Origin of the sequence: Pseudomonas sp. Rh2 (assembly GCF_040762985.1) — a bacterium.
Taxonomy (GTDB): Bacteria; Pseudomonadota; Gammaproteobacteria; order Pseudomonadales; family Pseudomonadaceae; genus Aquipseudomonas; species Aquipseudomonas taiwanensis.
On sequence record NZ_CP142890.1, the window covers coordinates 2,619,707 to 2,645,455 of the forward strand.

22 protein-coding genes are annotated in these 25,749 nt (G+C 62.9%); 9 read left to right on the plus strand and 13 right to left on the minus strand.

Features of this window, described 5'->3' with window-relative positions:
• Positions 1-13 precede the first annotated feature (13 nt).
• The 6 genes from VXM67_RS11810 to VXM67_RS11835 form a co-directional block, all read right to left on the minus strand.
• A complete protein-coding gene (locus VXM67_RS11810; RefSeq protein WP_023380096.1) occupies positions 14-1,204 on the minus strand; it encodes a YbfB/YjiJ family MFS transporter in 1,191 nt (396 codons plus the stop codon).
• Between the two features lie 84 nt (positions 1,205-1,288).
• Positions 1,289-2,401 (minus strand): alkene reductase, encoded by a 1,113-nt coding sequence (locus tag VXM67_RS11815; RefSeq protein ID WP_315693678.1) that lies wholly within the window; start codon positions 2,399-2,401, stop codon positions 1,289-1,291.
• A 160-nt stretch (positions 2,402-2,561) separates the two neighbouring features.
• Complete coding sequence (locus VXM67_RS11820) at positions 2,562-3,530, minus strand: XdhC family protein (protein ID WP_023380098.1); 969 nt, start codon at positions 3,528-3,530, stop codon at positions 2,562-2,564.
• Between the two features lie 40 nt (positions 3,531-3,570).
• Positions 3,571-5,802 carry a molybdopterin cofactor-binding domain-containing protein gene (locus VXM67_RS11825; protein ID WP_027907003.1) on the minus strand — a complete coding sequence of 744 codons (2,232 nt, stop codon included), beginning with the start codon at positions 5,800-5,802 and terminating at the stop codon, positions 3,571-3,573.
• Complete coding sequence (locus VXM67_RS11830) at positions 5,786-6,268, minus strand: (2Fe-2S)-binding protein (protein ID WP_023380100.1); 483 nt, start codon at positions 6,266-6,268, stop codon at positions 5,786-5,788. Before VXM67_RS11830 ends, VXM67_RS11825 begins: the two co-directional genes overlap by 17 nt.
• Positions 6,265-7,533, minus strand: a complete 1,269-nt coding sequence (locus tag VXM67_RS11835; RefSeq protein WP_027907002.1) for a cytochrome c — start codon at positions 7,531-7,533, stop codon at positions 6,265-6,267. Before VXM67_RS11835 ends, VXM67_RS11830 begins: the two co-directional genes overlap by 4 nt.
• 239 nt (positions 7,534-7,772) lie before the next feature.
• Here VXM67_RS11835 and VXM67_RS11840 point away from each other — a divergent pair, with 239 nt between their 5' ends.
• The 3 genes from VXM67_RS11840 to VXM67_RS11850 all read left to right on the plus strand — a co-directional run bounded on the left by VXM67_RS11840 (position 7,773) and on the right by VXM67_RS11850 (position 10,717).
• On the plus strand, positions 7,773-8,987 hold the full coding sequence (locus VXM67_RS11840; protein WP_023380102.1) for an MFS transporter: 1,215 nt from the start codon (positions 7,773-7,775) through the stop codon (positions 8,985-8,987).
• 124 nt (positions 8,988-9,111) lie between these two features.
• The gene (locus VXM67_RS11845) at positions 9,112-10,014 is read left to right on the plus strand and encodes a LysR family transcriptional regulator (protein ID WP_041925474.1); all 903 of its coding nucleotides are present in this window, start codon (positions 9,112-9,114) and stop codon (positions 10,012-10,014) included.
• A 94-nt stretch (positions 10,015-10,108) separates the two neighbouring features.
• Positions 10,109-10,717 (plus strand): DsbA family protein, encoded by a 609-nt coding sequence (locus tag VXM67_RS11850; protein WP_023380106.1) that lies wholly within the window; start codon positions 10,109-10,111, stop codon positions 10,715-10,717.
• Positions 10,718-10,856: 139 nt separating this feature from the next.
• On the opposite strand, the gene VXM67_RS11855 is transcribed toward VXM67_RS11850, so the two are convergent.
• Positions 10,857-11,516, minus strand: a complete 660-nt coding sequence (locus VXM67_RS11855) for a carbonic anhydrase (protein WP_023380107.1) — start codon at positions 11,514-11,516, stop codon at positions 10,857-10,859.
• 317 nt (positions 11,517-11,833) lie between these two features.
• Positions 11,834-12,202, minus strand: a complete 369-nt coding sequence (locus tag VXM67_RS11860; protein ID WP_023380109.1) for a Mor transcription activator family protein — start codon at positions 12,200-12,202, stop codon at positions 11,834-11,836.
• A 483-nt stretch (positions 12,203-12,685) separates the two neighbouring features.
• Between VXM67_RS11860 and VXM67_RS11865 the strand changes: the two genes are divergently transcribed.
• Positions 12,686-12,874 carry a hypothetical protein gene (locus tag VXM67_RS11865; RefSeq protein WP_023380111.1) on the plus strand — a complete coding sequence of 63 codons (189 nt, stop codon included), beginning with the start codon at positions 12,686-12,688 and terminating at the stop codon, positions 12,872-12,874.
• 36 nt (positions 12,875-12,910) lie between these two features.
• Here the strand turns inward: VXM67_RS11865 and VXM67_RS11870 are convergent, their stop codons facing one another.
• Complete coding sequence (locus tag VXM67_RS11870; RefSeq protein ID WP_104881892.1) at positions 12,911-13,282, minus strand: fe2+ zn2+ uptake regulation protein; 372 nt, start codon at positions 13,280-13,282, stop codon at positions 12,911-12,913.
• Positions 13,283-13,479: 197 nt separating this feature from the next.
• Here VXM67_RS11870 and VXM67_RS11875 point away from each other — a divergent pair, with 197 nt between their 5' ends.
• Entirely contained in the window at positions 13,480-15,789 is a 2,310-nt protein-coding gene (locus VXM67_RS11875; protein WP_367237692.1) for an acylase, read from the plus strand.
• An 85-nt stretch (positions 15,790-15,874) separates the two neighbouring features.
• Here the strand turns inward: VXM67_RS11875 and lpxH are convergent, their stop codons facing one another.
• Both lpxH and VXM67_RS11885 read right to left on the minus strand, forming a co-directional pair.
• The gene (lpxH, locus tag VXM67_RS11880; protein WP_023380115.1) at positions 15,875-16,597 is read right to left on the minus strand and encodes a UDP-2,3-diacylglucosamine diphosphatase; all 723 of its coding nucleotides are present in this window, start codon (positions 16,595-16,597) and stop codon (positions 15,875-15,877) included.
• Positions 16,594-17,094: a peptidylprolyl isomerase gene (locus VXM67_RS11885; RefSeq protein ID WP_027907821.1), complete on the minus strand. Its 501-nt coding sequence runs from the start codon at positions 17,092-17,094 to the stop codon at positions 16,594-16,596. Before VXM67_RS11885 ends, lpxH begins: the two co-directional genes overlap by 4 nt.
• 247 nt (positions 17,095-17,341) lie before the next feature.
• Between VXM67_RS11885 and VXM67_RS11890 the strand changes: the two genes are divergently transcribed.
• The gene (locus VXM67_RS11890) at positions 17,342-19,045 is read left to right on the plus strand and encodes a glutamine--tRNA ligase/YqeY domain fusion protein (protein ID WP_023380117.1); all 1,704 of its coding nucleotides are present in this window, start codon (positions 17,342-17,344) and stop codon (positions 19,043-19,045) included.
• 9 nt (positions 19,046-19,054) lie between these two features.
• Entirely contained in the window at positions 19,055-20,437 is a 1,383-nt protein-coding gene (cysS, locus tag VXM67_RS11895) for a cysteine--tRNA ligase (RefSeq protein WP_027907822.1), read from the plus strand.
• Positions 20,438-20,540: 103 nt separating this feature from the next.
• Here cysS and VXM67_RS11900 read toward each other — a convergent pair whose 3' ends face one another.
• Both VXM67_RS11900 and VXM67_RS11905 read right to left on the minus strand, forming a co-directional pair.
• On the minus strand, positions 20,541-21,932 hold the full coding sequence (locus VXM67_RS11900; RefSeq protein ID WP_023380119.1) for a HAMP domain-containing sensor histidine kinase: 1,392 nt from the start codon (positions 21,930-21,932) through the stop codon (positions 20,541-20,543).
• The gene (locus tag VXM67_RS11905; protein WP_023380120.1) at positions 21,910-22,590 is read right to left on the minus strand and encodes a response regulator transcription factor; all 681 of its coding nucleotides are present in this window, start codon (positions 22,588-22,590) and stop codon (positions 21,910-21,912) included. The genes VXM67_RS11900 and VXM67_RS11905 overlap by 23 nt, the downstream gene beginning before the upstream one ends.
• A 257-nt stretch (positions 22,591-22,847) precedes the next feature.
• Between VXM67_RS11905 and VXM67_RS11910 the strand changes: the two genes are divergently transcribed.
• Together VXM67_RS11910 and VXM67_RS11915 are read left to right on the plus strand one after the other, a co-directional pair.
• A complete protein-coding gene (locus VXM67_RS11910; protein WP_049818819.1) occupies positions 22,848-24,920 on the plus strand; it encodes a type VI secretion system tip protein VgrG in 2,073 nt (690 codons plus the stop codon).
• Positions 24,917-25,735 carry a DUF4123 domain-containing protein gene (locus tag VXM67_RS11915; RefSeq protein WP_027907824.1) on the plus strand — a complete coding sequence of 273 codons (819 nt, stop codon included), beginning with the start codon at positions 24,917-24,919 and terminating at the stop codon, positions 25,733-25,735. Before VXM67_RS11910 ends, VXM67_RS11915 begins: the two co-directional genes overlap by 4 nt.
• Positions 25,736-25,749: the final 14 nt, after the last annotated feature.

Consider the following 25,749-nt stretch of genomic DNA (forward strand, 5'->3'; position numbering starts at 1 on the left):
GCGGGCTTTGTTCTTAAATGGCCTGGACGGCGGCTGTTCGGGATTCGCTTTTTAGAATCAGCTCCAGCAGCAGCGCCAGGACCAGTGCAGCAGCCGCGACGCTGAACAGCACGCCGTAGTGGCCATCGCTGCTCGCGAACAGGGCTGAATATCCGTATCCGGCGATTGCCTGGAAACTCGCGAACGAAACCGTGGCGCGGCTCCAGGTCGCATTCTGCCGTGTATGCCCCTCGACCAGGCTGTGCACCCTGGCAAGTGCCAGCGGGACAATGCCAGGCGGGAAAGAGCCGATCAGCAATGCTGCCGCGCCAAGCAGTCGCAGGTCATGGCTTTCAATCAATGCACCCATTGCGACCAACTGTGCGAAGAGCACGATCCGAATGCCCGCCCGTGCGCCCAAGTGGTCGGCCAGCAGCCCATACAGTACGGGGCCCGCGATAGCGCCCAGACCATACAGTCCCCATATCAGCGCACCGGCATGAGTGCCGGCACCAAGGCCGCGGCTGATGTAGTCCACCAGGAACATCATGGGCGCGACCAACGCGGTGGCCATCAGCGCGTACTGGCCGAACAAGACCAGCACTGCCGCCGACGTTGCAGGCTTTGCCGGCGTCGGTGTCGGCGGATGATGCGGAGGGTCTGCTGGCCATCCCGCCCAGCTGCTGATCGTCAGCAGCAGCGACAACGCCGCAAGACCGAGCCAGGTTTGTTGCAGGCCTTTGTCCAGCAACCAGGGTACCAGGCTGGCGGCACCTGCGATTCCCAGTCCGATTCCAAGGAAGATCGCACCACTTGCCAGCCCCCTGCGGTGGGTGGCGACATGGGGGAGGATGGCCGTTGCGGCCAGCACCATGATCGCGCCCCCGGCGACGCCCGATAGCAGCCGCCAGAAGAAGAACCAGCTCACCGACAGGGGCCAGGCACAGCCTAGAAATGCCAGGCTGACCAGGACCATCATGAACCGGAGCACGCTTGCACTTGACCATCTGGTCGCGATCGGTCGGCTGATCAAGGCACCGATGAGGTAGCCTGCGAGGTTCGCAGCGCCCAGGAAAACGACTGCAGAGCTGGCAAACCAATGGGCCTCGATGAGGGCCGGGATGAGTGGGGTATAGGCGAAACGCGCCAGGCCGATACCGACGAGGCTGGCACAAAGACCCGCCCAAATCGGTAGCCATGGGGCACGCGGTGTTGATGCAGTCATGACTTCCCCTTGCGCCGCTGGCGGCGTGAAAGTGACACGGCGTGATGAATTTGACTGGCGCGTTGCATCAGCCAGCAACGCCCGTTACGGGTGAGTCGGATAGTCGATGTAGCCCCGTTCGTTGCCGCCGAAGAAGGTCGCGGGGTCGGGGGTATTGAGCGGCAGGCCCTCGCGGATTCGGCGTGGTAAGTCCGGGTTGGCCAGAAACGGCCTGCCGAAAGCCACCACGTCCGCACGGCCATCACGGATCGCTTTCTCGGCAGAAGCAGCGTCGTATCCGCCCGCGATTACCAGTACGCCTTTCCAGGTATCCCGCAGCGTGAGGATGATCTCGTCCCAGCGGGGGTCGAAGTTCTCGTCCTTGACGGTGCCGACGACCGCAGGCTCGACCAGATGCAGGTAGGCCAGCCCATACCGGTTCAGCGACTCCACGATGTAGGTGAACGTTTCCAGAGGAGTGTCGTCTCCCATCCCCATGAACCGTCCCATGGGGGTCAGGCGCACACCGACGCGATCTGCACCGATTTCCTGCGCCACTGCCTGGACGACGGCCAACAGCAGGCGCGCCCGGTTGCGATAGGAGCCGCCATACGGATCGGTGCGTTCGTTACTGTTGCTGTTGATGAACTGGTCGAGCAGATAGCCATTGCCCGCGTGAATCTCGACACCATCCATCCCGGCCTCGATGGCGTTCAGCGCCGCATGGCGGTAGTCGTCGATGATGCCGGCGATTTCCTCGGTATCCAGCGCGCGCGGCACCGGCACATCACCCCAGACCCCATTGCCCTGTTCGTCGACGATGAAGGTCTTGCCGGGCGCTGCGATGGCGCTCGGAGCAACCGGTAGCGCGTTGCCGGGCTGGAAGCTTGGGTGCGAAACACGTCCCACGTGCCACAGTTGCATAAAGATGCGGCCATCGCGTTCATGCACCTGATCGCTCACCTGTTTCCAGGCTTCGATCTGTTCACGGGTGTAGATACCCGGGGTCCAGGCGTAGCCTTGGCCCTGCTGGGAGATCTGCGTGGCTTCGGTGATGATCAGCGCTGCACTGGCACGCTGGCCGTAATACTCCGCTGCCATGGGCGTTGGCACATCGCCTGGTTGGCCTGCGCGCGATCGGGTCAGGGGGGCCATGGCGATACGGTGAGGAAGTTCCACAGCGCCCACGCGAATAGGATTGAACAGATTACTGGTCATCACTCAGTTCCTTTCAAGTAAGTGTTTATACGGGGTCGAAGGTGCAGCGATGTTGCTGTCGTTTGATGACGTCAGGTTAAGACCCGGGTCCGCATTTGATAATCACCACAACCAGAGCAAGTGCGTTGCGCCACTCGCAAAGCTTGCGACGGAAGCAGCTTCAAAGAGCCGCTCGGGCTTTGCCCCGGTAAACACGCAGCACATCGGCCATTACCGACAAAGCGATTTCGGCTGGCGTTCTGGAGCCGATGTCCAACCCGATGGGCATATGTAGACGGTCCACTTGCGCGGGCGACAGTCCGCCGATTCGCTGCAACCGCTGCGCGCGTTTTTCCGAAGTCCGGCGCGAGCCCATCGCACCGATGTAGAAGGCAGGCGTGTGTACCGCCTCCATCAAGGCCAAGTCATCGATCTTGGGGTCGTGGGTCAATGCCACCACTGCGGTTGCCGCGTGACAACCGCCGTTGGCGATGTACATCGAGGGCAACATGGAAATCAGCTTCACACCCTCGATCGGCATCGCCGCGGCTTCTTCGCGCGGATCGCAGGCGATCACCTCGAAGCCCAGTGCGCGGGCGAACTGCCCGCATGCCTGGGCGACCGGCGACAGACCGGCGAGCAACAAGCGAAGCGCAGGCCCGAGGTTGATCTCCAGGCGGCTGCCAAGACGCACCACCGGATCTGCACCCGCGACAGGGCTTTTCACGCTGAAGAGGCCGCTTTCCAGGTCGAGCGTGCGCGTCAGTCGATGCTGCCCGCGCAGAGCCTCGAGCAATTGCCTGAGGTGGTCACGCCATTGCGCACACGGGTGCCTGTGCTCGACCAGCACGTCCAGGCTGCCACCACACGGCAACTGCAGGCGACTTCGCTCTTGGGCCGTACCGCCGTAACGGATGACCTGCGCCGGTGCGGCATGCTCGCCACGGCCGAGTGCTTCAAGAAATTCCTCTTCGACGCAGCCGCCCGACAATGAGCCGCTGTGTGCTCCGGATCGCAGGGCCACCAGCATGGCGCCAGGCGACCGCGGGGCCGAGCCGAAGGTGCTGAGCACAGTGCAAAGCCACACACTTTTCCCCTCGTCAGCCCAGGCCAGGGCCTGTTCGAGAACCGTCACATCAAGATGTTGCATCTACCGTAACCTCTGTAAACGCTGGCGCGAGTGCCACCGGCTACCCTTGCTGACCGGAACGGGTGAGCGGCAGGGCGAGCCGTCGGTGTCCTGTGGCATCTGCCAGCGCATTGCCCAGCGCGGCAGCCATCGGACCCTGCACGATTTCAGCGGCCCCGAGGAAGGGCTGGCCAGGTTGGTCGATCATGTGCACTTGCACGTGCTTGGGAAGCTGCGGGAAGCGCAGGATCGGATAGCCGCTCCAGTCGTAGCTGCGCACACCACCGGCGTCATAACTGACTGCCTCATACAGCGTCCAGCTGCTGGACTGAACGATGCCGCCTTCCACCTGGTTGCGCAGCCCATCGGGGTTCACGATCTGTCCTACATCGACGGCCGTGACCACCCGCTGGATCTCGATCTCGCCGGTTTGCGGATGTACCTGGATTTCCACCGCCACTGCGCAGTAGCCCATGATGTTCTTGTAGCGCGCGAAGCCCATGCCAATGCCCGAGCCTGGGGTGGGCGATCGCCGTGGCCAGCCGAATTCACTGCGGGCCCGCTCGATGACAGCCCGGGCCCTGGGGTCGGTGAGGTGGCTCAGGCGGAACTCCACGGGATCCACCCCTGCCTGGCCAGCCAGTTCGTCCAGGCAAGCCTCGATGGCGAAGACGTTGATGTGCGCCCCAAGCGAGCGCATCGCCGAGGTGCGAAATGGCATTTGCGTGATGAAATTCATATCGATAGTGCTCGCGCCCGTTTGGTACAACGGGATTGCGTTGCGGTCACCATCGCCTTCGGGCTGCGCGATCGGAATGGAGGGCGCCGAGGTGAACGGCCGAGCGAGCAGGCGCGCGGGCACGAGGCGGCCGGCATTGGTGATGCGTTCGTTATGCGGCGTGGTCCAGAGCTCGTATTTCCAATGGTTGATTCGGCCGTTGCGGTCCAGATCCGCCTCCAGTTCGGTGAGCATGGCCGAGCTGTAGGGCTCCCACAGGTTCTCCTGTTCACGCATCCACTGCACACGCACCGGGACGCCCGGCACCTGTAGGGCGATCAGCGCAGCGTCGGCTGCCGCGTCATCGGCGCCATTGTGCCCGTAGCATCCGGAGCCTTCGACATGGATGCAACGCACGGCGCTTAGCGGCAGGCCGACCATCTCGGCGATGCCGGCGCGCAGTGGGAATACACCTTGGGTGTGGCTCCAGACCGTCAGCGTACCGTCCTTGAACCAGGCCACCGAACAGGAGGGGCCGATCGAACCGTGCATCAAGTATTGCTTGGTGACGCGCGCCCGATACGTCTTGCCACTGGAAGGCGCCGCTGAGCCTTCATGCTTGATTGGGTAGCGCCTGGATTGCAGCCTGGGCAGCAGCTGGTGAATGACGGCTTGGTCCGCAATCACCTCTGCGCCGCTCCAGGTCGCTGATTCGTAGCCTGCGCGCATGGCGGTGACGGCCTGCCATTCATCCTTGGCCACCACGGCGAGGTAGTTGCCATCCTTGACCACCTTGACGATGCCTGGAAGGCTTTCAATAGCTTGCATATCGAAACCGGTGAGCGTGCTGCGAGGCCTTGGTGGCCGGATGACCCGCGCGTGGACCATGCCCGGTAGCCGCATGTCCTGGACGAACGCCGCGGCGCCGGTGACTTTTGCAGGGATGTCGAGGCGTGGAATGGCGTGGCCGATGAGCTTGAACTGCTCCGGTGCGCTTTGCGGTGACTCGGCCTTGGCGTGTCGATGCAAGTCCACACCGGCCACGGCCTCGGCATAACTCATGCGCAGGCCGGACGGGGCGATGATCATCGCGTCAGCGGTCTTCAGCGATGCGGCATCGACGCCCCAGCGTCTGGCGGCCGACTCCAGGAGCATCTGGCGAACCTGAGCAGCGGCGTTGAACAACGCCGTGCCACTGTCGAAGATCGTGTGGCTGCCGGCCGTGTAGCCTTCGTTGGGCGTCAGGGCCGTGTCGGCCGTGAGAAAGGTGATCGCTGTTGGTGCGACATCCAGACGCTCTGCCGCAATCTGCACAAGCGCGGTCTTGACGCCGGTCCCTAGCTCCACCTTGCCGGTATACACGGTGATCCCCTCTGCACCAACCCTGATCCAGGCGTCCAGGTAAGGGTTGGTGCGCAAGCTGCCGGGCAGATCCGGGGCGAGCACGAGCGTACCCAGGGTATCCACCTCAGTATCGGCCAGCGCCTTGCGCGCGGCTGGCATCAACGTGAAGGCCATCAGCAGGCTGCTGCCTTGAAGGAATGCGCGGCGACTGAATTCAGTTCTGGACGACATGGATTCCACCGTTTTCAACGACGCGGGTGATCGCTTCAATGATCCGAAGGTGCGTGCCGCAGCGACACAGGTTCGTCGCCATGTGGGCACGAAGGGTGTCCTCGTCGGGGCGAGGGTTTTTCTCCAGCAGGGCCTGCGCGCGCATGATCATCCCAGCGATGCAGTAACCGCACTGGGCCGCCTGGGTATCGATGAAGGCTTGCTGCAGGGGGCCTGGCCGCTCTGTCGTGCCCAGGCTTTCGAGCGTGCGGATCTTGCGGCCTTCCATGCCTGAACATGGCGTCACGCACGAGAACACCGGCCTGTCGTCGACGATGACCGTGCAGGCGCCACACTGGCCCAGCCCGCAGCCGTACTTGGCGCCGTTGAGTTGCAGGTGGTTACGCAAGGCGTAGAGCAATGGCATGTCCGGATCGATGTCCAGGCTGTGCACCTTGCCGTTGACGGTGAGATTGACGTTGCTCATTTAGCCTCCTCGCGCAGCGCTTCGATAGTCGAGTCCACTCCGCTCCACGGCTGCTCCGGGTTCGCCTGCTGCCTGACGTACGAGGCCAGAGCGGCGAGCTGTCGGTCGTTCAGGCTGGCAGCGAAGGGGGGCATGGCTGGGCCGGCCTCGCCGGGTGTGGGAGGAATGCCCTCAAGTACCGTCTTGATGAAATTGCGTGGCTCATGGGCCTGAGCCGCGGATGTGGCCGCCAGTGAAGGCCGGCCGTCGATGGTGCGCATCGGCGCCGCAGCACCGTGGCAGCCCGCGCAAGCGCCCTGGAAAAGATCGCGACCAAGGCTGGTCGACTCAGCCGTTACCACCGTGTCCGAATGGTCGTCGGTCGGTTTACGACGCGGCGCCGGCAAGCTCAGCAGGTAGTGGGCAATGGCTTGGACGTCGGCCTGCGGCAGTCGCGCCAGTTCCTGGCTGACCGGGCGCATCGGCCCGGCTGGGGTGCCATGGTCGTCAACCACCTTGGCCTGCAGATAGCCCACCAACTGTGCCTGCGTCCAAGGCTTTTCGCGACGGGCAAGGCCGAGCAGGGAGGGCGCTTCCCAACCATCGACCAGCCCACCGGAAAGCGCCTGGCTGTCTTTCTCGGCACCGAGAAAGTTCAAAGGCGTGTGGCAACCGCCACAGTGGCCTGCGCCTTCGACCAGATAGCGGCCACGATTCCACTGTGGCGATTGCTGCGCTGTCGGCTCGAAGGGCTGTGTATGCAAGAACAGAAGGTTCCAGCCCGCGACCAGCGGGCGAATGTTCATTGGAAACTTCATGCGGTTGGGGGAGGCGGGCTCATACACTGGCGGCCCGCTCATCAGATAGGCGTAGGCGTCCGCCAGGTCGTGATCGCTGAGCAGGCGATAGTGCTTGTATGGGAAGGCTGGATAAAGGAAATGCCCATCGCGGGAAACCCCGTCGCGCATGGCGCGTTCGAACGCTGCGAGCGGCCACTGGCCAATGCCCGTTTCGGCGTCAGGCGTGATGTTGGTGCTGTAGAGTGTGCCAAACGGCGTTACCAGTGGCAGGCCACCTGCCAGGTATTTACCACCGGGACGTGTATGGCAAACCGCGCAGTCTCCGGCTGTAACGACCTTGGCGCCGCGAGCGATCTGCGCGGCATCGAAGGCTGCTGGCCGCTCGATCGGCTCGATAGCAGGTCGCCACATCAACCCGAACGCTGCCGCCAACCCTGCTACTGCAAGGGCAACGGCCACGGATGCCCAACGCTTGTTACGCGACATCGAAGATCTCCTCATCTCCAACCTCGGCGTGTTCGGTACCGATTGGTTGAGGGCCTGAGCCTAAAGGAGCAGGTTTTCCAGGGGTATAGGTCCCTCGCGCAAGGAAGCTTTGCTGTTCACGCAACGCTGGCAGTTTTGCGCAACATGCACAGCTTCGTTGCTGGGCGTTCATATTCCAACGCCTCGCCTTGGCGCATAGGCTTGCTCCTGAACTTTTCAACCCATCCGGAGATGACGCCATGTCAGCGAGCAGCCCTGAAGTACTTGTTTCACCGTCGGTGCATGCCGATGCAACCCCGACGCTATCCAAAGCGCTGGTCGTGTTCCTCGCATTCTGCTGCGGTGCGGTGGTTGCAAACCTCTATTACGCCCAGCCCATCGTCGAACTGATCGCGCCGAGCATTGGCCTGTCGCCCGAACATGCCAGCCTGATCGTTTCGTTGACCCAGTTCGGTTATGCAGCGGGCTTGCTGTTCCTGGTCCCGCTGGCCGACTTGATGGAAAACAAACGCCTGGTGATCGGCTTTACCCTGGTCGTCGGCGGGTTTCTCGCGGCAGCAGGGTTTGCGGACTCGCCCTCGCTGTTCCTGATCGCGGCGTTGATGATCGGCCTGACTTCCGTCGCCGTGCAGATCCTGGTACCGCTGGCCGCGCACATGGCACCTGAAAGCAGTCGTGGCCGGGTGGTGGGCAACATCATGAGCGGCCTGCTGCTCGGGATCTTGCTCGCTCGCCCCGTAGCGAGCCTGGTGTCCGAATACATTGGCTGGCGAGGTGTGTTCTTCAGCGCTGCGGTGCTGATGGTCGCGATTGCCTTGCTGGTCGCCGTACTGCTGCCCAAGCGCATGCCTAACCATCACACCACCTATGGTCGTCTGATTGGTTCGGTGTTCGGCCTTGCCAAGCAATATGCCGTTCTTCGGGAACGCTCGCTGTATCAAGGCCTGTTGTTCGCAAGCTTCAGCTTCTTCTGGACCATCGTGCCGATCGAGCTGATCCGTCACTATGGCTTCAGCCAGAATGGGGTGGCGCTGTTCGCGCTGGTCGGCGCAGTGGGTGCCGTCGCGGCCCCCATCGCCGGCCGTCTGGCCGATGCAGGGCATGGCCACGTCAGTACCTTGGTGGCATTGGTACTGGCACCGGTAGCGCTGCTGATCGGTGGTATTCCTGGGCTGGGCTACCTGGGACTGGTGGCAGCGGCAATCGCCTTGGACTTCGCGGTGCAACTGAACATGGTGCTTGGGCAACGCGAGGTCTATGCGCTGGACCCCAACAGCCGAGCACGCCTGAACGCCGTGTTCATGACCAGCATCTTTGTCGGCGGTGCACTGGGTTCGATGCTTGCAAGCCCGCTCTATGAGCGCTTTGGCTGGCCAGCCACGATCTTCACTGCCGCTGCGTTTCCGGCCGTGGCGCTGGTGATTTTCCTCATGAAGCATGCGGGCAAGCGCTGATCGATGAGCTGAGCACGCCTGTTCTATTTCCACGTCCGTTCACATGACTATCATCCAGCCTGCCAGCAGCGTCGACGGGTGACGACACTGGCTTGCCGGATGGATCTTCAACGGAGTCGGAAATATGGATAAGTTTCTCGCGTTAAGCATGTTCGTTGAGACGGTGCGCTGCGGTGGATACTCCGCAGCGGCCCGAAAGCTTGGCGTGGCAACTTCTTCCGTAGCGCGTCAGGTTGCCGCATTGGAGTCGGAGCTGGGCACCACGCTGATCACCCGCAGCACACGCCAGAACAGCCCGACCGACTTGGGGCAGGCCTATTTCGAAAGCGCGGTGGCCATCCTCGATGCGCTCGCTGCCGCTGACAGCAGGGTGACGGACAGAGGAAGCGAAGCCAAAGGCAAGCTTCGGGTCAGCGTGCCAGTGGAGTTCGGCCGGCGCCTGATCTCACCCCACTTGGGCCGGTTTCTGGCGAGTCATCCGGGGGTGGAGGTGAGCCTGAACCTCAGCGATGAGAGGGTGGATCTGTTCAAGGACCGAATCGATCTGACCGTTCGCTTGGGCTCGACGGTCTCCAGCGAGGAAGTCATCTGCACCACCATCGGTCACTTTCAACGCTGGCTGGTGGCAAGCCCGGCGTACCTTGAACAGCATGGTGCGCCCACTCAGCCAGGCGAACTCAGCACCCATTCTTGTATGCGATTCGACTACGGTGGGCCGATGCGAGACTGGCTTTTCGAAGTCGCTGACCAGACTCTGCCGGTTTCGGTTCAGGGGCGGATGCAAAGCAACAATGCCGATATTCTCAGGCAAGCAGCCGTTGCAGGGCAGGGCATTGCACTGTTGGCCGACTGGCTGGTCGCCGAGGATGTGCAGCAGGGGCGGCTCACCCGCTTGCTGCCGGAATATGAAGTGAACCCGATATCCGTCAATTCCTCGATCAACATCGTCTACTTGCCGATCAACCGTGAATCGACACGCATCAAGGTATTTGCGCAGTTCATGAAAGAGTTGCTCAATATCGCATAGCTGCGTACGCAACGCTCCATTGCGTGGTGCGTGGCTTCAGTCTGTCCCCGTAACGCCTTACCCTTGGATGAACGAATCCTTCAGGGTAGTAATCATGCAGACTCCACCGATCTTGGCGTTCGACTTTCTCGACCCTTGGGGTTGGGTCGCAATGCGCCGGCTCGTGATCGCGATGACCCAGGCCAATAGAGAACTGAATGTTACCTTTCAACCCTGCCGCTGCGTGCTGAGTCGATCGGCAGCCGGCATGACCTACCGCGACTTCCTGGCGTACCGCTTCGGGACACAAGCGGTGCTCCATCAGTCCCTCGTGGCAACGGAACTGCAAATGCTGGGCATTGAACCGGCGTTCAGCGCAATCGTCTGCGTTCCGGACACGCGGCTGGCGCTTGCGGCGGTGCTGTGGTTGCAGCGCAGCGCCAGGCCTGCCCGGCCATTCGTGGAAAGCGTGTACCAAGCCTTGTATTGCCATGGTCAGGACATAGGTGATCCGGCCATGCTGGAAAAGTTGCTGGGGCGCGAGATGGCGTCCTTCGGCGACATTCAGGCATTCATGCAAAGTGCCGCTTTCAGCGATGAATTGCAGGAAACCGAAGCTTCTGTCGCCGCCTGGGCTGGACGTGTGATTCCCTCTTTGCGCATTAATGGGGCCGTTGTCTTCGGCGCGCAGACGCCCGGCGTATTAATGCCAATGTTCATCTGAGGTGGGCCGTGTTCAGGTGACTGTGCGGCTAGGCCGCGGTAGCTGAGCCTAGACAAGGTCTGGACTGACCCTGCGCTAGCCACCTGGCCACAGCCATCGCGGGCTTTGTTTGCCTCGATGTCGCTTGTGGCTTTCGCCATCAGATCTGTCTGCTGTTGCGCGCAGCGATCGCGACCGTGTTCGGCGAGTCTGCAAGTGAGACGAATTTTCGTGTCGCGCCATCAAGCGCATCGATGCAACCCGCCTCGATGTCGTAGACCCAGCCGTGCAGGTTCAAACGCCCCTGCTCGAGCGCCAGTGCGACCGAGGGGTGGGTACGAAGGTTCGACAGTTGCGCAATCACGTTTTCCCGCACAAGGCCGTCGAGCTTGGCGCGAGGCGTGTCGAACGCATGCGCCGCGTTGATCGCTTTTGCGGCGTCTGCGTGCCGCAGCCAGCTAGCGACCGCGGGAAGATGGTCCAGACAAGTGCAGCGTGAAATCGCGCCCATCGCACCGCAGTCGGAGTGGCCGCAGATCACGATGTCCTGCACGCCGAGCACCGCGACCGCATATTCGACGGTTGCCGAGACGCCGCCGGGTTCGGGTCCATAGGACGGCACGATGTTACCGGCGTTGCGAATCACGAACAGTTCGCCCGGTTCGCGCTGTGTAAGAAGTTCAGGTACGACACGACTGTCCGAGCAGGTGACGAACAATGCCTTCGGGTTTTGCGTCGTCGCGAGTTGCTTGAATAGCTCGACGCGTTGGGGGTAAACCTCTCGCTGAAAGCGCAGAAAGCCGTCAATGATGTCACGCATGGAATCCTCCAAATCCGAATGCCAGGATCAGGTCACGAGCATTCAATATGCCACGGTGCCGTTGTGGCCGTCATCATCGCGAAGCTCGTGCCCAGTGGCTGTCGTCGATCAGCGGAATTCCCCGCGCGCAACCCTGCAACGAACGCCTAGTCCGCAGGCCCAAGTCTGGTCATTGATCCTCGAACCGCCCAGCAGGGTGCATTGCACTTGAAATGCAGATTCCGGGCGGCAGCTGTTGCAACGGCTAACGGGCTCATCAGGGCTGGCTTGGATCCATTTCAAACCTCGATGGAAGAATTTCAGTTCAAACGGGTCACTCAGGCCTGGCGGCGAATGTTACCGATCTGGCGCAGGCTCAGGCCGTACTTATCGGCCAACAGGCTGCGGGACAAGCCTTTGGCGCTTTCTTGCTGGATTTGCAGGTTGCGCAGCTGGCGCAGGAAGTGATCGGCCTTGGGAATTTCCAGCGCCACGCCAGCGAAGCGTTTGATCAGGGCATCCAGAGCCTGTGGCGGCAGTACATCGGTCAGCTTGGAGCGTTCGCGATGCTTGGGGATGTATTTTGGCCTGCCGCCGTAGGAGCAGGTCAGGCGGTAAGCATTTTCAATGCCGATGCACTCGATGAGCGATTGCAGCGAATGCGGTAATTGGCTGATATCGATGCAGCTCAGGTCTAGTGATTCCATGTGGGCCCCCTCAGGACAAATGGGATGCGCGCGTTGAACATCCAACGTTGCGACTCTGCGATCGCCACCGATCGGTTGCTGATGGCGTGACTGGATTTTCAGACAGCGGCGAGCTGAGCCGCTAGGCGCCAAGCGGACTGGGCGCTGTAGCCTAGCGGAGCACTTGTTGCAGGCAGCGATTTCGTGGGCTGTAGGATAAGGCGTCGGCTTTTGGCTCCAGGCCTTTGTTTTCCGACGGGGCCAGCGTCCGTTGCTGCATTGGGTCTCAGTACCCTCATTTGTGCCGGAGGGCAGAGGGGAAGGGGCCAGGACGCTGGCATCGTGGCCATGGCTATCGATACCTTGGCAGTGGGCGCAAGGCCCATATGCTCAGGTGCGTCGAAGCACGCCAGGCAGGAAATGCAGCGCCGATGACGGTTGGCGTTGTATCATGGCCGCGGCTCGATGCGAGCCATTTGCCTCTGATGTTGCAAGGAACCTTCGATGACACATGTGCAGCGCCTCAAATACTCCCTTTTGATCATCCTGGTGGTGTTGGGCCTCATGCTGGGCCTGTCTCACCTGCAGAAAGAAGGGGTGATCAGCGAGCAGACGTTCCAGGTGTGCGCCATCGTCATTGCGGTGGTCGTGGTGGTAATCAACGGGATACTGCGGCGCAAGGTCAAACCCTGACCCGTGCCGGCCGGCCAGTCCTGGCCGGCCATCCGCTCAGCGCGCGGCCTGCTCCAACACTGCGCGCGCCTGGGGATCGAGGCTGTAGCATTTGTCGCTGCCCAGGCAGATCACACCTTCGGCGCACAGGCGCTTGAGCACCTCCCGGACACTCAGGAATGAAAGCGGTATGTCCAGTTGTTCAAGCTGGGCGTGCACACCGCGCACGCCGATGCTGCGGCCGTTGCGGTCAGCCGTGTGCAGGGCGTCGATCACCTTCAGGCGGATCAGGCTGGTGCGCAGACCATAACTGCGCAGCAACTCGCGAATCTGTTCGTTGCCAACGCGTTCATCCCCGCTGGCGACCGCTCCGTTGGGCGCCGTGACCGGCGCATGCCCGGCCTGCATCGTGGGTTGCGGGTGGTACATGTGAATGCTCCTTTTCGTGGACTGTCCCGAAATATGGGTGCCTCACTTACTAGGACGAATGAGAGCGGCAAATCTGCAGCCTTGGCGTAAAAAAAATTGCCTCGGCCTGATCAAGACCTTGGATGCGCGGGCATTGCGTAAAATTTTCATTCAGCCATTCGTCTGATCGGGATGACCCTTGAATCCGAGGAATGCCCGTGTTCACACTTTCGCGTCCACTGACCTGTGCCAGCCTGGCGGTAGCCCTGGTTGTCTTCAGCGTTGCTGCCCAGGCTCGGGATACCGGTGACGAGGCCAGCGCACAGATCCGCCGCACCAGCTTTGGCGTCCCGCACATCGTGGCCAAAGACGAGCGCGGCCTGGGGTATGGGATTGGCTACGCCTACGCGCAGGACAACCTGTGCTTGCTGGCCAATGAGGTATTGACCGTCAATGGCGAGCGCTCCCGCTACTTTGGGGCCCAGGGCAAGACCGTGGAGCAGCGCGACAACCTAACCAGCGACCTGTTCTTCACCTGGCTCAACCGCCCATCAGCGGTCAATGGCTTCCTGCAGGCACAGCCGACCGCCGTACGGCAGTTGCTCGAAGGCTATGCCAGCGGCTACAACCGTGCACTGGGCGAGCGCCGTGCCGCGGGCCTGCCGGCCGAATGCGGAACAGGGCAGTGGTTGCATCCGATCACCAGTCTGGACCTGGTCAAGTTGACCCGGCGGTTGCTGGTGGAGGGTGGGATGGGGCAGTTTGCCGAGGCCGTGGTAGGCGCGCAGCCGCCGACACGGGCGACTCAGCGGGCCGCCAGCGATTTTACTGCGGCGCTGGCACAGCAGTCGCGCTTCGCTTCCGAGCGCGGCAGCAACGCGGTGGCCGTCGGCGCAGAGCGCTCAGCCAATGGTCGCGGGCTGTTGTTGGCCAACCCACATTTCCCTTGGGTGGGTGGCATGCGTTTCTATCAGATGCAGCTGACCATTCCTGGCCAACTGGATGTCATGGGCGCTGCCCTGCCGGGGTTGCCGGTGATCAACATCGGTTTCAACCGGCACCTGGCCTGGACCCACACCGTCGATACCTCGAAGCATTTCACCCTGTACCGGTTGCAACTGGACCCGAAGGACCCGACCCGCTACCTGCTCGATGGCCAGTCGCTGCCACTCATGCCGCAAACCGTGAGCATCACCGTCAAGTCCGAAGACGGCAGCCTGAGCCAAGTGCAGCGCCAGGTCTATGCCTCGACGTTCGGCCCGGTGGTGCAATGGCCGGGCCGACTGGACTGGGACAGCCAAGCTGCCTACAGCCTGCGCGACGCCAACCTGGACAACACCCGTGTGTTGCAGCAGTGGTACCAGATCAACCGCGCGGGAAGCCTGGACGCGCTCAAAGGCTCGATCGCCAGCCTCCAGGGCATTCCCTGGGTCAACACCCTGGCGGTAGACGCCGCAGGACGAACGCTGTACCTCAACCAGTCGGTGGTGCCGTACGTCGACCAGGAGTTGCTGAGCCACTGCGGTCACCCGGCAGCCCAGGGCCCACTGGTGGTGCTGGATGGATCGCGCAGTGCGTGCCAGTGGAAAGTCGATGCCCAGGCGGCTCAGCCGGGTATCTTCCCCGCGCGTCTGCTACCAAGCCTTGAGCGCTCCGACTTCGTGCAAAACTCCAATGACCCCGCCTGGATGGCCAACCCTGCCGAGCCCCTGGCGGGTTTCTCGCCACTGGTCAGCCGCGATGATCAACCGCTTGGCATGCGCGGGCGCTTTGCCCTGCAGCGCCTGCAAGGCGAGACGAAGGTGGGTATCGATGACTTGCAGCGCATGGTGACCGATGACGAGGTCTATCTCGCCAGCCTGGTGCTGCCGGATCTGATGCAGTGGTGCAGGGAAGCCGAGGCTGACGTGCAGACCGTTTGCGCCAGCCTGGCAGCGTGGAACGGCAAGGCTGATCTGAACAGTGGCGTCGGCCTGGTGCATTTCGAAAACATTGTCGAGGCGCTGGCCGAACACCCGCAAAGCTGGCGGGTGGCCTTCGACCCGGCCGATCCGCAGCACACGCCCCGGGGGCTGGCCGTCGAGCAGGCAGCGGTACGCAAGCTGCTCCATCACGCCGCGCTGGCGTCATTGCAGGCAGTCGCACAAGCTGGGGTAGGGGAAAACAGCCAGTGGGGGCAGATCCAACAGGCTGCCGATGGCACGCCAGTGCCGGGCGGGCCACAAGGCTTGGGCGTATACAACGCGATCTACAGCGTGCCGCACGGGCCGGGCAAGCGACGGGTCGTCAGTGGCACCAGCTACCTGCAACTGGTCAAGTTCACCGAGCAGGGGCCGCAGGCCCGAGGGCTGCTGGCGTTTTCGCAGTCCAGTGAAGCCGGTTCGGCACATTCGAACGACCAGACCAAGGCCTTCTCCGCCAAACAGCTGGCGCCGATTCCGTTTACCGAGGCGCAGATCAAGGCAGACCCGCAGTATCGGCAGTATGTGATCAGCGAGCGGGATGGGGCGGTTGTGAGCGTGAAATGAGGGCGGCCTCACCGCCGGCAAGCCGGCTCCTGCAGGTCGACACGGGCCTGCAGGGGCCGGCTTGCCGGCGATAGGATCGACAGCATCAGGAAAACTCGAAAGGCGCCAGCTGGAACCCTTGCTCGTCCACCTGAAGGGCCCAGCCCCGACGGTCCCAGTCGCCCAGAACGATGCGCCGCGCTGGCTCACCTTCGACCACCAGCTTGTGAATCGCCGGTCGGTGGGTATGGCCATGGACCAGGGTGCGCACACCGTGCGCCGCCATGACCTTCGGGACCTCTTCGGGCGTGACGTCGACGATCTCGGTTGCTTTCATGCGTGTCTGCGCGCGGCTTTCGCTGCGCAGCTTGCGCGCCAGCTTCTGCCGCGTGGATAGCGGCAGGTGGCGCAGTACCCACAGGCTAACCGGGTTGCGCAGGTATCGACGCAGCTTCATGTAGGCCAGGTCGCGGGTGCACAGGGTGTCGCCGTGCATCAGCAGCACCTGTTCGCCACCGAGCTCGATCACGCTTGGGTCGGTCAGTAGCGTGCAGCCGGCGGCTTCGCAGAAGTCCTGGCCGATCAGGAAGTCACGATTGCCATGCATCAGGTAGATCGCCGTGCCGCTGTCGCTCAGCTGGCGCATGGCCTGGCCGATCGACTGCTGGAAGGGCGACATCGCGTCGTCGCCGATCCATGCTTCGAAGAAGTCACCAAGGATGTAAAGCGCCTTGGCGTGGCGGGCACGACCGTCGAGCAGATCAAGAAACGCCCGGGTTATGTCCGGGCGTTCTTCTTGCAAGTGCAGATCGGAGATCAGCAGAATCACTCAATGATCTCGGCTTTCTTGATGACCACGTCGTCGTTCGGCACGTCCTGGTGGCCAGCCTTGGAACCGGTGGCGACCGTTTCGATGGCGTCGACGACTTCACGGCCTTCGATCACTTCGCCGAACACGGCATAGCCCCAGCCCTGAACGTTCTTGCCGCTGTGGTTGAGGAAGTCGTTGTCGTTGGCGTTGATGAAGAACTGCGCCGAGGCCGAGTGCGGCTCCATGGTCCGGGCCATGGCGATGCTGTACTTCTTGTTCTTAAGGCCGTTGTCGGCTTCGTTCTGGATGCTGGCGCGGGTCTTCTTCTGGCTCATGCCGGCTTCGAAGCCGCCGCCCTGGATCATGAAGCCCTTGATCACGCGGTGGAAGACGGTGCCGTCGTAGTGGCCGTCTTTGACGTACTGAACGAAGTTCTCAACGGTTTTCGGCGCTTTCTCGGCGTCCAGTTGCAGGACGATGTCGCCGTGGTTGGTGCTCAGTTTGACTTTGGACATGCTGAAATTCGCTCTTTCAAGGCATTCGGGAATAGGGTGCGTCAGGCGCATAATGGCAACTGACGCAGGATCCGGCCGGCACGACACATGGCCTGCGTCGGCTATTTTGCCAGCTTGCGACAAATAGCAGCGATAAATCGCGGCAGTTTGTCCGAGCCCGGCTGTCAGCAGCTTGACTGCTTCGGCTATGATAGGCCCTTTGATTCAATCGGCCTACCCAGGCCGGACACGTGCATTCAAGGATCCTATGAGCAAGCCCACTGCCGACAACGCGCCCAACGCCGCTGCCAAAGGCGCCCCCGCCGTCCCTGCGAACTTCCTGCGGCCGATCGTCCAGGCCGACCTGGACTCGGGCAAGCACAGCAGCATCGTCACCCGCTTCCCGCCAGAGCCCAATGGCTACCTGCACATCGGCCACGCCAAGTCGATCTGTGTGAACTTCGGCCTGGCCAAGGAGTTCGGCGGCGTCTGCCACCTGCGTTTCGACGACACCAACCCGGCCAAGGAAGACCAGGAGTACATCGACTCCATCCAGCGCGACGTCAAGTGGCTGGGCTTCGAGTGGGCGGGCCCGGTGCGCTACGCCTCGGACTACTTCGAGCAATTGCATGAGTGGGCCGTGGACCTGATCAAGTCGGGCAACGCCTACGTCTGCGACCTGACCCCGGAGCAGGCCAAGGAATACCGTGGCAGCCTGACCGAGCCTGGCAAGAACAGCCCGTTCCGCGAGCGCAGTGTCGAGGAGAACCTGGACCTGTTCGCCCGCATGAAGGCGGGTGAGTTCAAGGATGGCGAGCGCGTGCTGCGTGCCAAGATCGACATGGCCTCGCCGAACATGAACCTGCGCGACCCGATCCTGTATCGCATCCGTCACGCCCACCACCACCAGACCGGTGATAAGTGGTGCATCTACCCCAACTACGACTTCACCCACGGTCAGTCGGACGCCATCGAAGGCATCACCCACTCGATCTGCACCCTGGAATTCGAAAGCCACCGTCCGCTGTACGACTGGTTCCTGGACAAGCTGCCGGTACCGGCGCACCCGCGCCAGTACGAGTTCAGCCGCCTGAACCTGAACTACACCATTACCTCCAAGCGCAAGCTCAAGCAGCTGGTCGACGAAGGGCACGTCGAGGCCTGGGACGACCCGCGCATGTCGACCCTGTCGGGCTACCGCCGCCGCGGCTATACCCCAGCGTCGATCCGCAACTTCTGCGAAATGATCGGCACCAACCGTTCCGACGGCGTGGTCGACATGTCGATGCTCGAGTTCAGCATCCGTGACGACCTGGACCGCACCGCGCCTCGTGCCATGTGCGTGCTGCGTCCGCTGAAGGTGGTCATCACCAACTACCCGGAGGGCAAGGTCGAGCAGCTCGAACTGCCGCGTCACCCGAAGGAAGACATGGGCGTGCGCGTACTGCCATTCGCCCGCGAGCTGTACATCGACCGTGACGACTTCATGGAAGAGCCGCCCAAGGGTTACAAGCGCCTGGAGCCAGCCGGCGAGGTGCGCCTGCGCGGCAGCTACGTGATCCGTGCCGACGAAGCCATCAAGGATGCCGACGGCAACATCGTCGAGCTGCGCTGCTCGTATGACCCCGACACCCTGGGCAAGAACCCTGAAGGCCGCAAGGTCAAGGGTGTGATCCACTGGGTACCGGCCGAAGGCAGCGTCGAATGCGAAGTGCGCCTGTACGACCGTCTGTTCCGCTCCGCCAACCCGGAGAAAACCGAAGACGGTGGCAGTTTCCTCGACAACATCAACCCGGACTCGCTGCAAGTGCTGACGGGTTGCCGTGCCGAACCATCGCTGGCCCAGGCACAGCCGGAAGACCGCTTCCAGTTCGAGCGTGAAGGCTACTTCTGCGCCGACCTGAAGGACAGCCAGCCTGGCCGTCCGGTGTTCAACCGCACCGTCACCCTGCGTGACTCCTGGGGCAGCTAAGGAACCGCCGTGCTTACCATCTACAACACGCTGAGCAAAACCAAGGAAGTCTTCAAGCCGCTCGATGGCAACAAGGTGCGCATGTACGTCTGCGGCATGACCGTGTACGACTACTGCCACCTGGGCCACGGTCGCAGCATGGTGGCCTTCGACCTGGTCACCCGCTGGCTGCGCAAGAGCGGCTATGAGCTGACCTATGTGCGCAACATCACCGACATCGATGACAAGATCATCAACCGGGCCAACGAGAACGGCGAGTCGTTCGACGCGCTGACTGCCCGAATGATCGACGCGATGCACGAGGACGAGCGCCGCCTGAACATTCTCAAGCCGGACCTGGAACCGCGTGCCACCGACCATATCGCCGGCATGCATGCGATGATCCAGACCCTGATCGACAAAGGCTACGCCTACGCCCCGGGCAATGGCGACGTGTACTACCGCGTCGGCAAGTTCGTCGGTTACGGCAAGCTGTCGCGCAAGAAGATCGAAGACCTGCGCATCGGCGCCCGCATCGAAGTCGACGAAGCCAAGCAGGACCCGTTGGACTTCGTGTTGTGGAAAGGCGTCAAGCCGGGCGAGCCGTACTGGGATTCGCCGTGGGGCCCTGGCCGTCCGGGCTGGCACATCGAGTGCTCGGTGATGTCCACCTGCTGCCTGGGCGAGAGCTTCGACATCCACGGTGGCGGCAGCGACCTTGAGTTTCCGCATCACGAGAACGAGATCGCCCAGAGCGAGGCGGCCACCGGCAAGCCGTACGCCAACGCCTGGATGCACTGCGGCATGATCCGCATCAATGGCGAGAAGATGTCCAAGTCGTTGAACAACTTCTTCACCATTCGCGACGTGCTCGACAAGTATCACCCCGAAGTGGTGCGTTACCTGCTGGTGGCCAGCCATTACCGCAGCGCGATCAACTACTCCGAGGACAGCCTGCGTGATGCCAAGGGCGCCCTGGAGCGGTTCTACCACGCCTTGCGTGGCCTGCCGCGCGTGGCAGCCAAGGGGGGCGAAGAGTTCGTCGAGCGCTTCAGCGTGGCGATGAACGACGACTTCGGTACGCCCGAAGCCTGCGCCGTGCTGTTCGACCTGGTACGCGAGATCAACCGCCTGCGGGAGACTGACCTGGAGGCCGCTGCCGGCCTGGCGGGGCGTCTGCGTGAGTTGGGGGATGTGCTGGGTGTGCTGCAGCTGGAGGCTGATGACTTCCTGCGCGCCGGTGCCGAGGGCAAGGTCGATGCGGCCGAAGTCGAGGCGCTGATCCAGGCGCGTCTGCAGGCACGTGCCGACAAGAACTGGGCTGAATCGGACCGTATCCGCGACCAGCTGACCGCCATGGGCGTGGTGCTGGAAGACAGCAAGGGTGGGACCACCTGGCGTCTGGCCGACTGATCGCGTTAGCGGATCGTTCGCCGGCACGCCGGCACCTACAGATCTCTCAGTGTCATGTAGGCGCCGGCGTGCCGGCGATTAGGCTGCGAGGCAGTCCCGGTCGTTACTTGGCCAGCCCCGCCAGCGGGCAATGCATCACCAACTTCGCCCCACCGAACTCGCTTGCCCCAATTTCCAGTGCGAACCCATGCAGGTCGACGATCGCCGCCACGATCGACAGCCCCAGCCCGAACCCTGCATGACGGTGACCTTCCTCGCTGCGATAGAAGCGTTTCAACACCGCGGCGCGCTCCTCTTCAGGAATGCCCGGCCCGCTGTCTTCGATGGCGATATGCACCCCGGCCTCGTCCTGGGTTGCCGAGATGACCACACGCCCGCCCTCGGGGGTGAACTTGATCCCGTTGCCGACCAGATTGGCCAGCGCCTCGAACAGCAGTTCCCGGTCGCCGTGTAGCGCCGCCAGTTGCGCGGGCTGTTCCAGATAAAGGCGTATGCCACCGTCCTCGGCCAGCGGCAGGTAGAAGTCATGCAGCTCCACCAGCAGGCCATGCGGATCCAGCTGCACGAAGCCGGCCCGGCGTTGGCGGTCCTCCAGTTCACTGATGCGCAGCAACCCGCGAAAACGCGCCATCAGCGTATCGGTTTCGCCAATCGCCTGGTCCAGCGCCTCGGCTTCGGCCGAGTCGACGGCGCTTTGCTGGCGAATTCGATACAGCTGCGCGCGCAGGCGGGTCAACGGCGTGCGCAGGTCATGGGCAATGTTGTCACACACGCCCTTGACCTCGTGCATCAGCCGCTCGATACGGTCGAGCATGGCATTGACGATGGCCGCCAGCATATCCAGCTCGTCACGCCGTGCCGACAGCGGCAGGCGGTGGGTAAGGTCGCCGGCGACGATCAGTTCGGCCTGGGCCTGGATCGCGCGTATGCGCTTGAGAGGGCGGCGGCGCAGCAGGTACCAGCCAGCGAAGCCTGGGATCAGGGTCAGCGAGATGCCCCAAAGCAAGGCATGCAGGATGATCCGGGTGACCACGAACAACGAGCCATTGTCGCGCACCAGCACTAGCCAGCGGCCATCCTGCACCTTGATGGCCACGGCATCGCAGCTGTCTCGCGGCATGTGCGGGTCATCGGCATCCAGGCAGCGCTTGAGCTCATGCACCTTGCCGTCCAGCCCAAGTTCCTGAGGTATGGCGCGAATACGCCCGCCAATCGGGTTGAGCTGCGCGTCGAACAGGCCATAGGCGTCGAAACTGCGCTCTTCGAAGGCTTGGCTGGCGATCAGGGCATCGTCCAGTTGCTTGCCGCTCATGTGCGCGAACAAGTGCTGGCGCTGCAGCATGGAATGGCGAGTGAGCTTGTTCAGGTAACTGGACACCTCGAAGTACAGCACCCCCATGAGGATGCAACTCCAGGCCACGAACAGGAAGCTGTACAGCGCCAGCAGGCGGCTGGTGGACGAGCTCCAGCCCTTAGACGGGTTCAGCAATGGCATAGCCGGAGCCCCGTACGGTACGGATCAGCGGCGACTGGCCGGGTGAGTCGATCTTCTTGCGCAGACGGCCGATGTGGACGTCGATCAGGTTGGTGCCAGGGTCGAAGTGGTACCCCCAGACTTCTTCGAAAATCATCATCCGCGTGATCACTTGGCCGGCGTGGCGCATCAGGTACTCCAGCAACTTGTACTCGGTGGGCAGCAGGTTGAGGGTCTGCTCGCCGCGACGTGCCTCGTGGCTGATCAAGTCCAGCTCCAGGTCGGCGACCTGCAGGCGGGTCTGGGTCATGGGCACGCTGTTGCGCCGCAGCAGCACTTCGACCCGCGCGGCCATTTCATCCGATGCGAACGGCTTGGTCAGGTAGTCATCCCCGCCGGCGCGCAGGCCACGTACCCGCTCGTCGACATCGGACAGGGCGCTGATCATCAGGATCGGCGTGGCGATCTTCAGGTTGCGCAGGGTGGTGACGATGGTCAGGCCGTCGACCTCGGGCAGCATGCGGTCCAGGGTGATCAGGTCATAACCACCGGCAATGGCCTTGGCCAGGCCTTCACGGCCATTGTCGGCCCAATCCACTTCCAGGCCGTGGCTGGTGAGTTCGGCGACGATTTCCTGGCCGGTGACGGCGTCGTCTTCGATGGTCAGTACGCGTGGCATGCTGGTTCCTGGGCGGCGAATGGAGACTGGATTGTGCCAAAGAATAGACTGCCCGGAATTTAAGAAAAATTCATCTGCCACCGGGTAGCAAGCGTTGGCCGAGCCGCCGCCTCTGCGCCAAGCCGGTTGTTGGGCGGATTTAGATCAATCCTACATTCAGTAGTGAAGCGTCCTACATATATTCGCGGATGTTCTTGGTAGGTTCCGGTCTTTGCCGATTGACAGGCATTGGTCCAACCCACATCAAAGGACATCGGATGTTCAAGTCATATGGCTACGGGGCAATTCGCTTTCTTGCGGACAGGTTGCCCGATGACATGCGCGTGCTGGCCTTCAGCGGCGGCGAAGGCATCAGCAGCCTGTTCTCTTTCGATATCGAACTGGTCAGCGAGCGCGCCGACCTGCCGTTGGAAACACTGCTCAACCAGCAGGCGTTTCTCGCCTTCGACACACGGGGCAGCGGTGTGCATGGCGTGATTTCGCGCTTGCGTCAGGGTGCCAGCGGCAAGCGCCTGACCCACTACCACGCCAGGCTAGAGCCGCAAATGGCCCGCCTGGGACTGCGTCGCAACCACCGCATCTTCCAGGGCCGCACGGTTGCTCAGGTGGTCGCCCGCCTGCTCGAAGAGCACGGCATACTGTCCGACGCCTACCATTTTCACCTCGCCGAGCCATCACCGCCCCGCGATTACTGCGTGCAATACGCAGAGAGCGACCTGGCCTTCGTCGAGCGGTTGTGCCAGGAAGAGGGCATTCATTACCACTTCGTCCATTCGCCGCAGGGGCATCGGGTGGTGTTCGCCGATCACCAGTCCTATTTCCCGAAACTGGCCACCGCGGTCCCGTTCGTGCCGCCCGCCGGGCTGCAACCCGACTGGCCGGTCATCCAGGCATTCAGTGTGGCGGTGCAGACCACGGTAAGCCGCGTGGAACTGCGCGACCATGACTTTCGCAAGGCCGCTGCGCCGCTGGCCTATGCCAGCCGTAGCAATACCGGGCTACGTGCGCCGGATATCGAGTTTTACGCCTACCCGGGCGGCCTGCGCCAGACGTTGGAGCAGCGCCGTGGCAGCACGATGAGCAAGCGTGCCCTGGAGCGTTGCCGGGTCGACCACCGCCAGGCCCAGGGCGACAGTGATGAACCTCTCCTGGTCAGTGGCCACTTGATGAGCCTGACGGGCCACCCCCGCGCTGACTTCAACGACCTGTGGCTGCTGACCAGCCTACGCCATGAGGGGCGTCAGCCACAGGTATTGGAGGAGAACGGTGGCCAGGAGGGGGCCGTCAGCGAAGCGCCGCGCTATGCCAATCACTTCACTGCCACGCCCTGGGACGTCATCTACCGTCCGGCCATGACCCGTCCCCCGCCGCGCATGCCTGGTTGCCAGGCCGCGCGGGTGACCGGGCCCAAGGGCGAGGAGGTGTACTGCGACGAACTGGGACGGGTCAAGGTGCAGTTTTACTGGGACCGTGAAGGCCAGGGCAACGAACACAGCAGCTGCTGGCTGCGGGTGATGTCGAGTTGGGCCGGTGATCGTCATGGTGTGGTGTGCTTGCCGCGGGTCGGTATGGAAGTGGTGGTGAGCTTTCTCGATGGCGACCCGGACCAACCAGTGGTCAGCGGGTGTCTGCCCGACAGCCTGCACCCTTCACCGTATGCGCTGCCGGACGCCAAGGCCCGTACCGTCTTGCGCAGTCGCAGCCTGGGAGGCAGCGGTGGCTACAACGAGTTGGCCATGGATGACCGCGACGGCAACGAATTGCTGTACCTGCGCGCACAGCGCGATTTCGAGCAATGGGTCGAGCATGACAGCCTGCTGGAGGTCGGCAACCGCCAGCAGGTGCTGGTCAAGGGCGACAGCCACGTCACGCTGGAGGCCGAGGCAGGGTGCACGGTCGGCGGCGACCGCCGTGTCCTGCTGCGCTCCAGCGATCACCTGACCGTCGACCTGGGTCGTCAGGTCCGGGTCGGCACCGTGCTCGCCCAGCATGCCGGTCAGCAAATGCAGCTGTCGGCGGAGCGTGAGGTGGTCGTGGAGGGTGGGGCGAGTATCACCCTGAGAGTCGCAGGTCAGCACCTGGTCATCAATGGCGCCGGGATCTTCGCCAGCAGTCCCGTTCAGCTTGGTGGCGTGCCGGCTGCCAGTCTCGTCGCCAACCCCTTGTCGCCAGGGCAGGGGGGTGGCGTACAGGTACCGGGGGCATTGCCGGCGAGCATGGCGCCGACGCAAGCGGCGTTGATGCAGCAGAGCCGGTTACTCGGAGCGGCCTATTGCCCGGTTTGCGAGGGCTGCCGCGAAGGCGTGGCGGCGTTGGGAGGTGTGCAATGAGCGCGGTATCGCCTCGGGCCTGGATGGCGCAGCAGCGCGCCTGCGGTCGCGAGATTGCCTTGGTGCTGGACAGCGGCTTCGACGAGCGCACGTCCCTGCTGGCGTGCCTGCCGAGCGAGCGCTGGTGTGCGTTTTATGCCCAGACCGAAGTGGCGCACATGGCGACCCTGGGGCCGAGTTGCTTCTTGATTGGCGAGCCCGAGGCGAAGACCGTTCAGGCGCTGCTGGATCAGCCACAACGGCATTGGGGCTGGCTGGCCAGCCTGGCCCCCGATGCGCTGGCCGCCTGGGCTGCGCATTGGCGGGCGCGGCTGTTGATCGGCCAGCGACCGCAGCAGGCGCTGTACCGCTTCCATGACAACCGCATTCTGGCGGCGGCCTTGCAGCGGTTGCCCTCGGCTGCCCTGCCTGCCTACCTGGGGCAGGCCATCAGCATCTGCTACTGGGACGGGCAGCGGTGGGCGCAGGTCGACAACCCGTTGCCCGGTGATCATCCCTTGCCGACAGCGCCTGTTTGGCTGGCGCACGGCTCAGGCAGCGAAGCGGTGTTGCTGGCCAATGCACATCGATTCCTCCTGGCCCACCACTTCGCGGCCTACCTGAAGGTGTTCGAACCCCCTGGTCACCCTGATTGGTTGCGTACGCAACTGGCGCGTGCCCGCGCCTGGGGCTGGGAGACGCCGCAGCAACGCGAGTTCTTGCTGGTGCAGAGCCTGAGTATGCCGGGGTTGGTGTTGCCAGAGGAGTGGGGGCCACAGGCTGGGGAAAGTCCGCAGATGCATCTGCACCGGTTGCGCTATCGCACGGTGGGCTGACGAAACGAGAGGTC

Bases quoted from the DNA above. Each gene is read 5' to 3' on its own strand.
- VXM67_RS11810 (WP_023380096.1), bottom strand. From the start codon at position 1,204: ATGACTGCATCAACACCGCGTGCCCCATGGCTACCGATTTGGGCGGGT.
- VXM67_RS11815 (WP_315693678.1), bottom strand. From the start codon at position 2,401: ATGACCAGTAATCTGTTCAATCCTATTCGCGTGGGCGCTGTGGAACTT.
- VXM67_RS11820 (WP_023380098.1), bottom strand. From the start codon at position 3,530: ATGCAACATCTTGATGTGACGGTTCTCGAACAGGCCCTGGCCTGGGCT.
- VXM67_RS11825 (WP_027907003.1), bottom strand. From the start codon at position 5,802: ATGTCGTCCAGAACTGAATTCAGTCGCCGCGCATTCCTTCAAGGCAGC.
- VXM67_RS11830 (WP_023380100.1), bottom strand. From the start codon at position 6,268: ATGAGCAACGTCAATCTCACCGTCAACGGCAAGGTGCACAGCCTGGAC.
- VXM67_RS11835 (WP_027907002.1), bottom strand. From the start codon at position 7,533: ATGTCGCGTAACAAGCGTTGGGCATCCGTGGCCGTTGCCCTTGCAGTA.
- VXM67_RS11840 (WP_023380102.1), top strand. From the start codon at position 7,773: ATGTCAGCGAGCAGCCCTGAAGTACTTGTTTCACCGTCGGTGCATGCC.
- VXM67_RS11845 (WP_041925474.1), top strand. From the start codon at position 9,112: ATGGATAAGTTTCTCGCGTTAAGCATGTTCGTTGAGACGGTGCGCTGC.
- VXM67_RS11850 (WP_023380106.1), top strand. From the start codon at position 10,109: ATGCAGACTCCACCGATCTTGGCGTTCGACTTTCTCGACCCTTGGGGT.
- VXM67_RS11855 (WP_023380107.1), bottom strand. From the start codon at position 11,516: ATGCGTGACATCATTGACGGCTTTCTGCGCTTTCAGCGAGAGGTTTAC.
- VXM67_RS11860 (WP_023380109.1), bottom strand. From the start codon at position 12,202: ATGGAATCACTAGACCTGAGCTGCATCGATATCAGCCAATTACCGCAT.
- VXM67_RS11865 (WP_023380111.1), top strand. From the start codon at position 12,686: ATGACACATGTGCAGCGCCTCAAATACTCCCTTTTGATCATCCTGGTG.
- VXM67_RS11870 (WP_104881892.1), bottom strand. From the start codon at position 13,282: ATGTACCACCCGCAACCCACGATGCAGGCCGGGCATGCGCCGGTCACG.
- VXM67_RS11885 (WP_027907821.1), bottom strand. From the start codon at position 17,094: ATGTCCAAAGTCAAACTGAGCACCAACCACGGCGACATCGTCCTGCAA.
- VXM67_RS11890 (WP_023380117.1), top strand. From the start codon at position 17,342: ATGAGCAAGCCCACTGCCGACAACGCGCCCAACGCCGCTGCCAAAGGC.
- VXM67_RS11900 (WP_023380119.1), bottom strand. From the start codon at position 21,932: ATGCCATTGCTGAACCCGTCTAAGGGCTGGAGCTCGTCCACCAGCCGC.
- VXM67_RS11905 (WP_023380120.1), bottom strand. From the start codon at position 22,590: ATGCCACGCGTACTGACCATCGAAGACGACGCCGTCACCGGCCAGGAA.
- VXM67_RS11910 (WP_049818819.1), top strand. From the start codon at position 22,848: ATGTTCAAGTCATATGGCTACGGGGCAATTCGCTTTCTTGCGGACAGG.
- VXM67_RS11915 (WP_027907824.1), top strand. From the start codon at position 24,917: ATGAGCGCGGTATCGCCTCGGGCCTGGATGGCGCAGCAGCGCGCCTGC.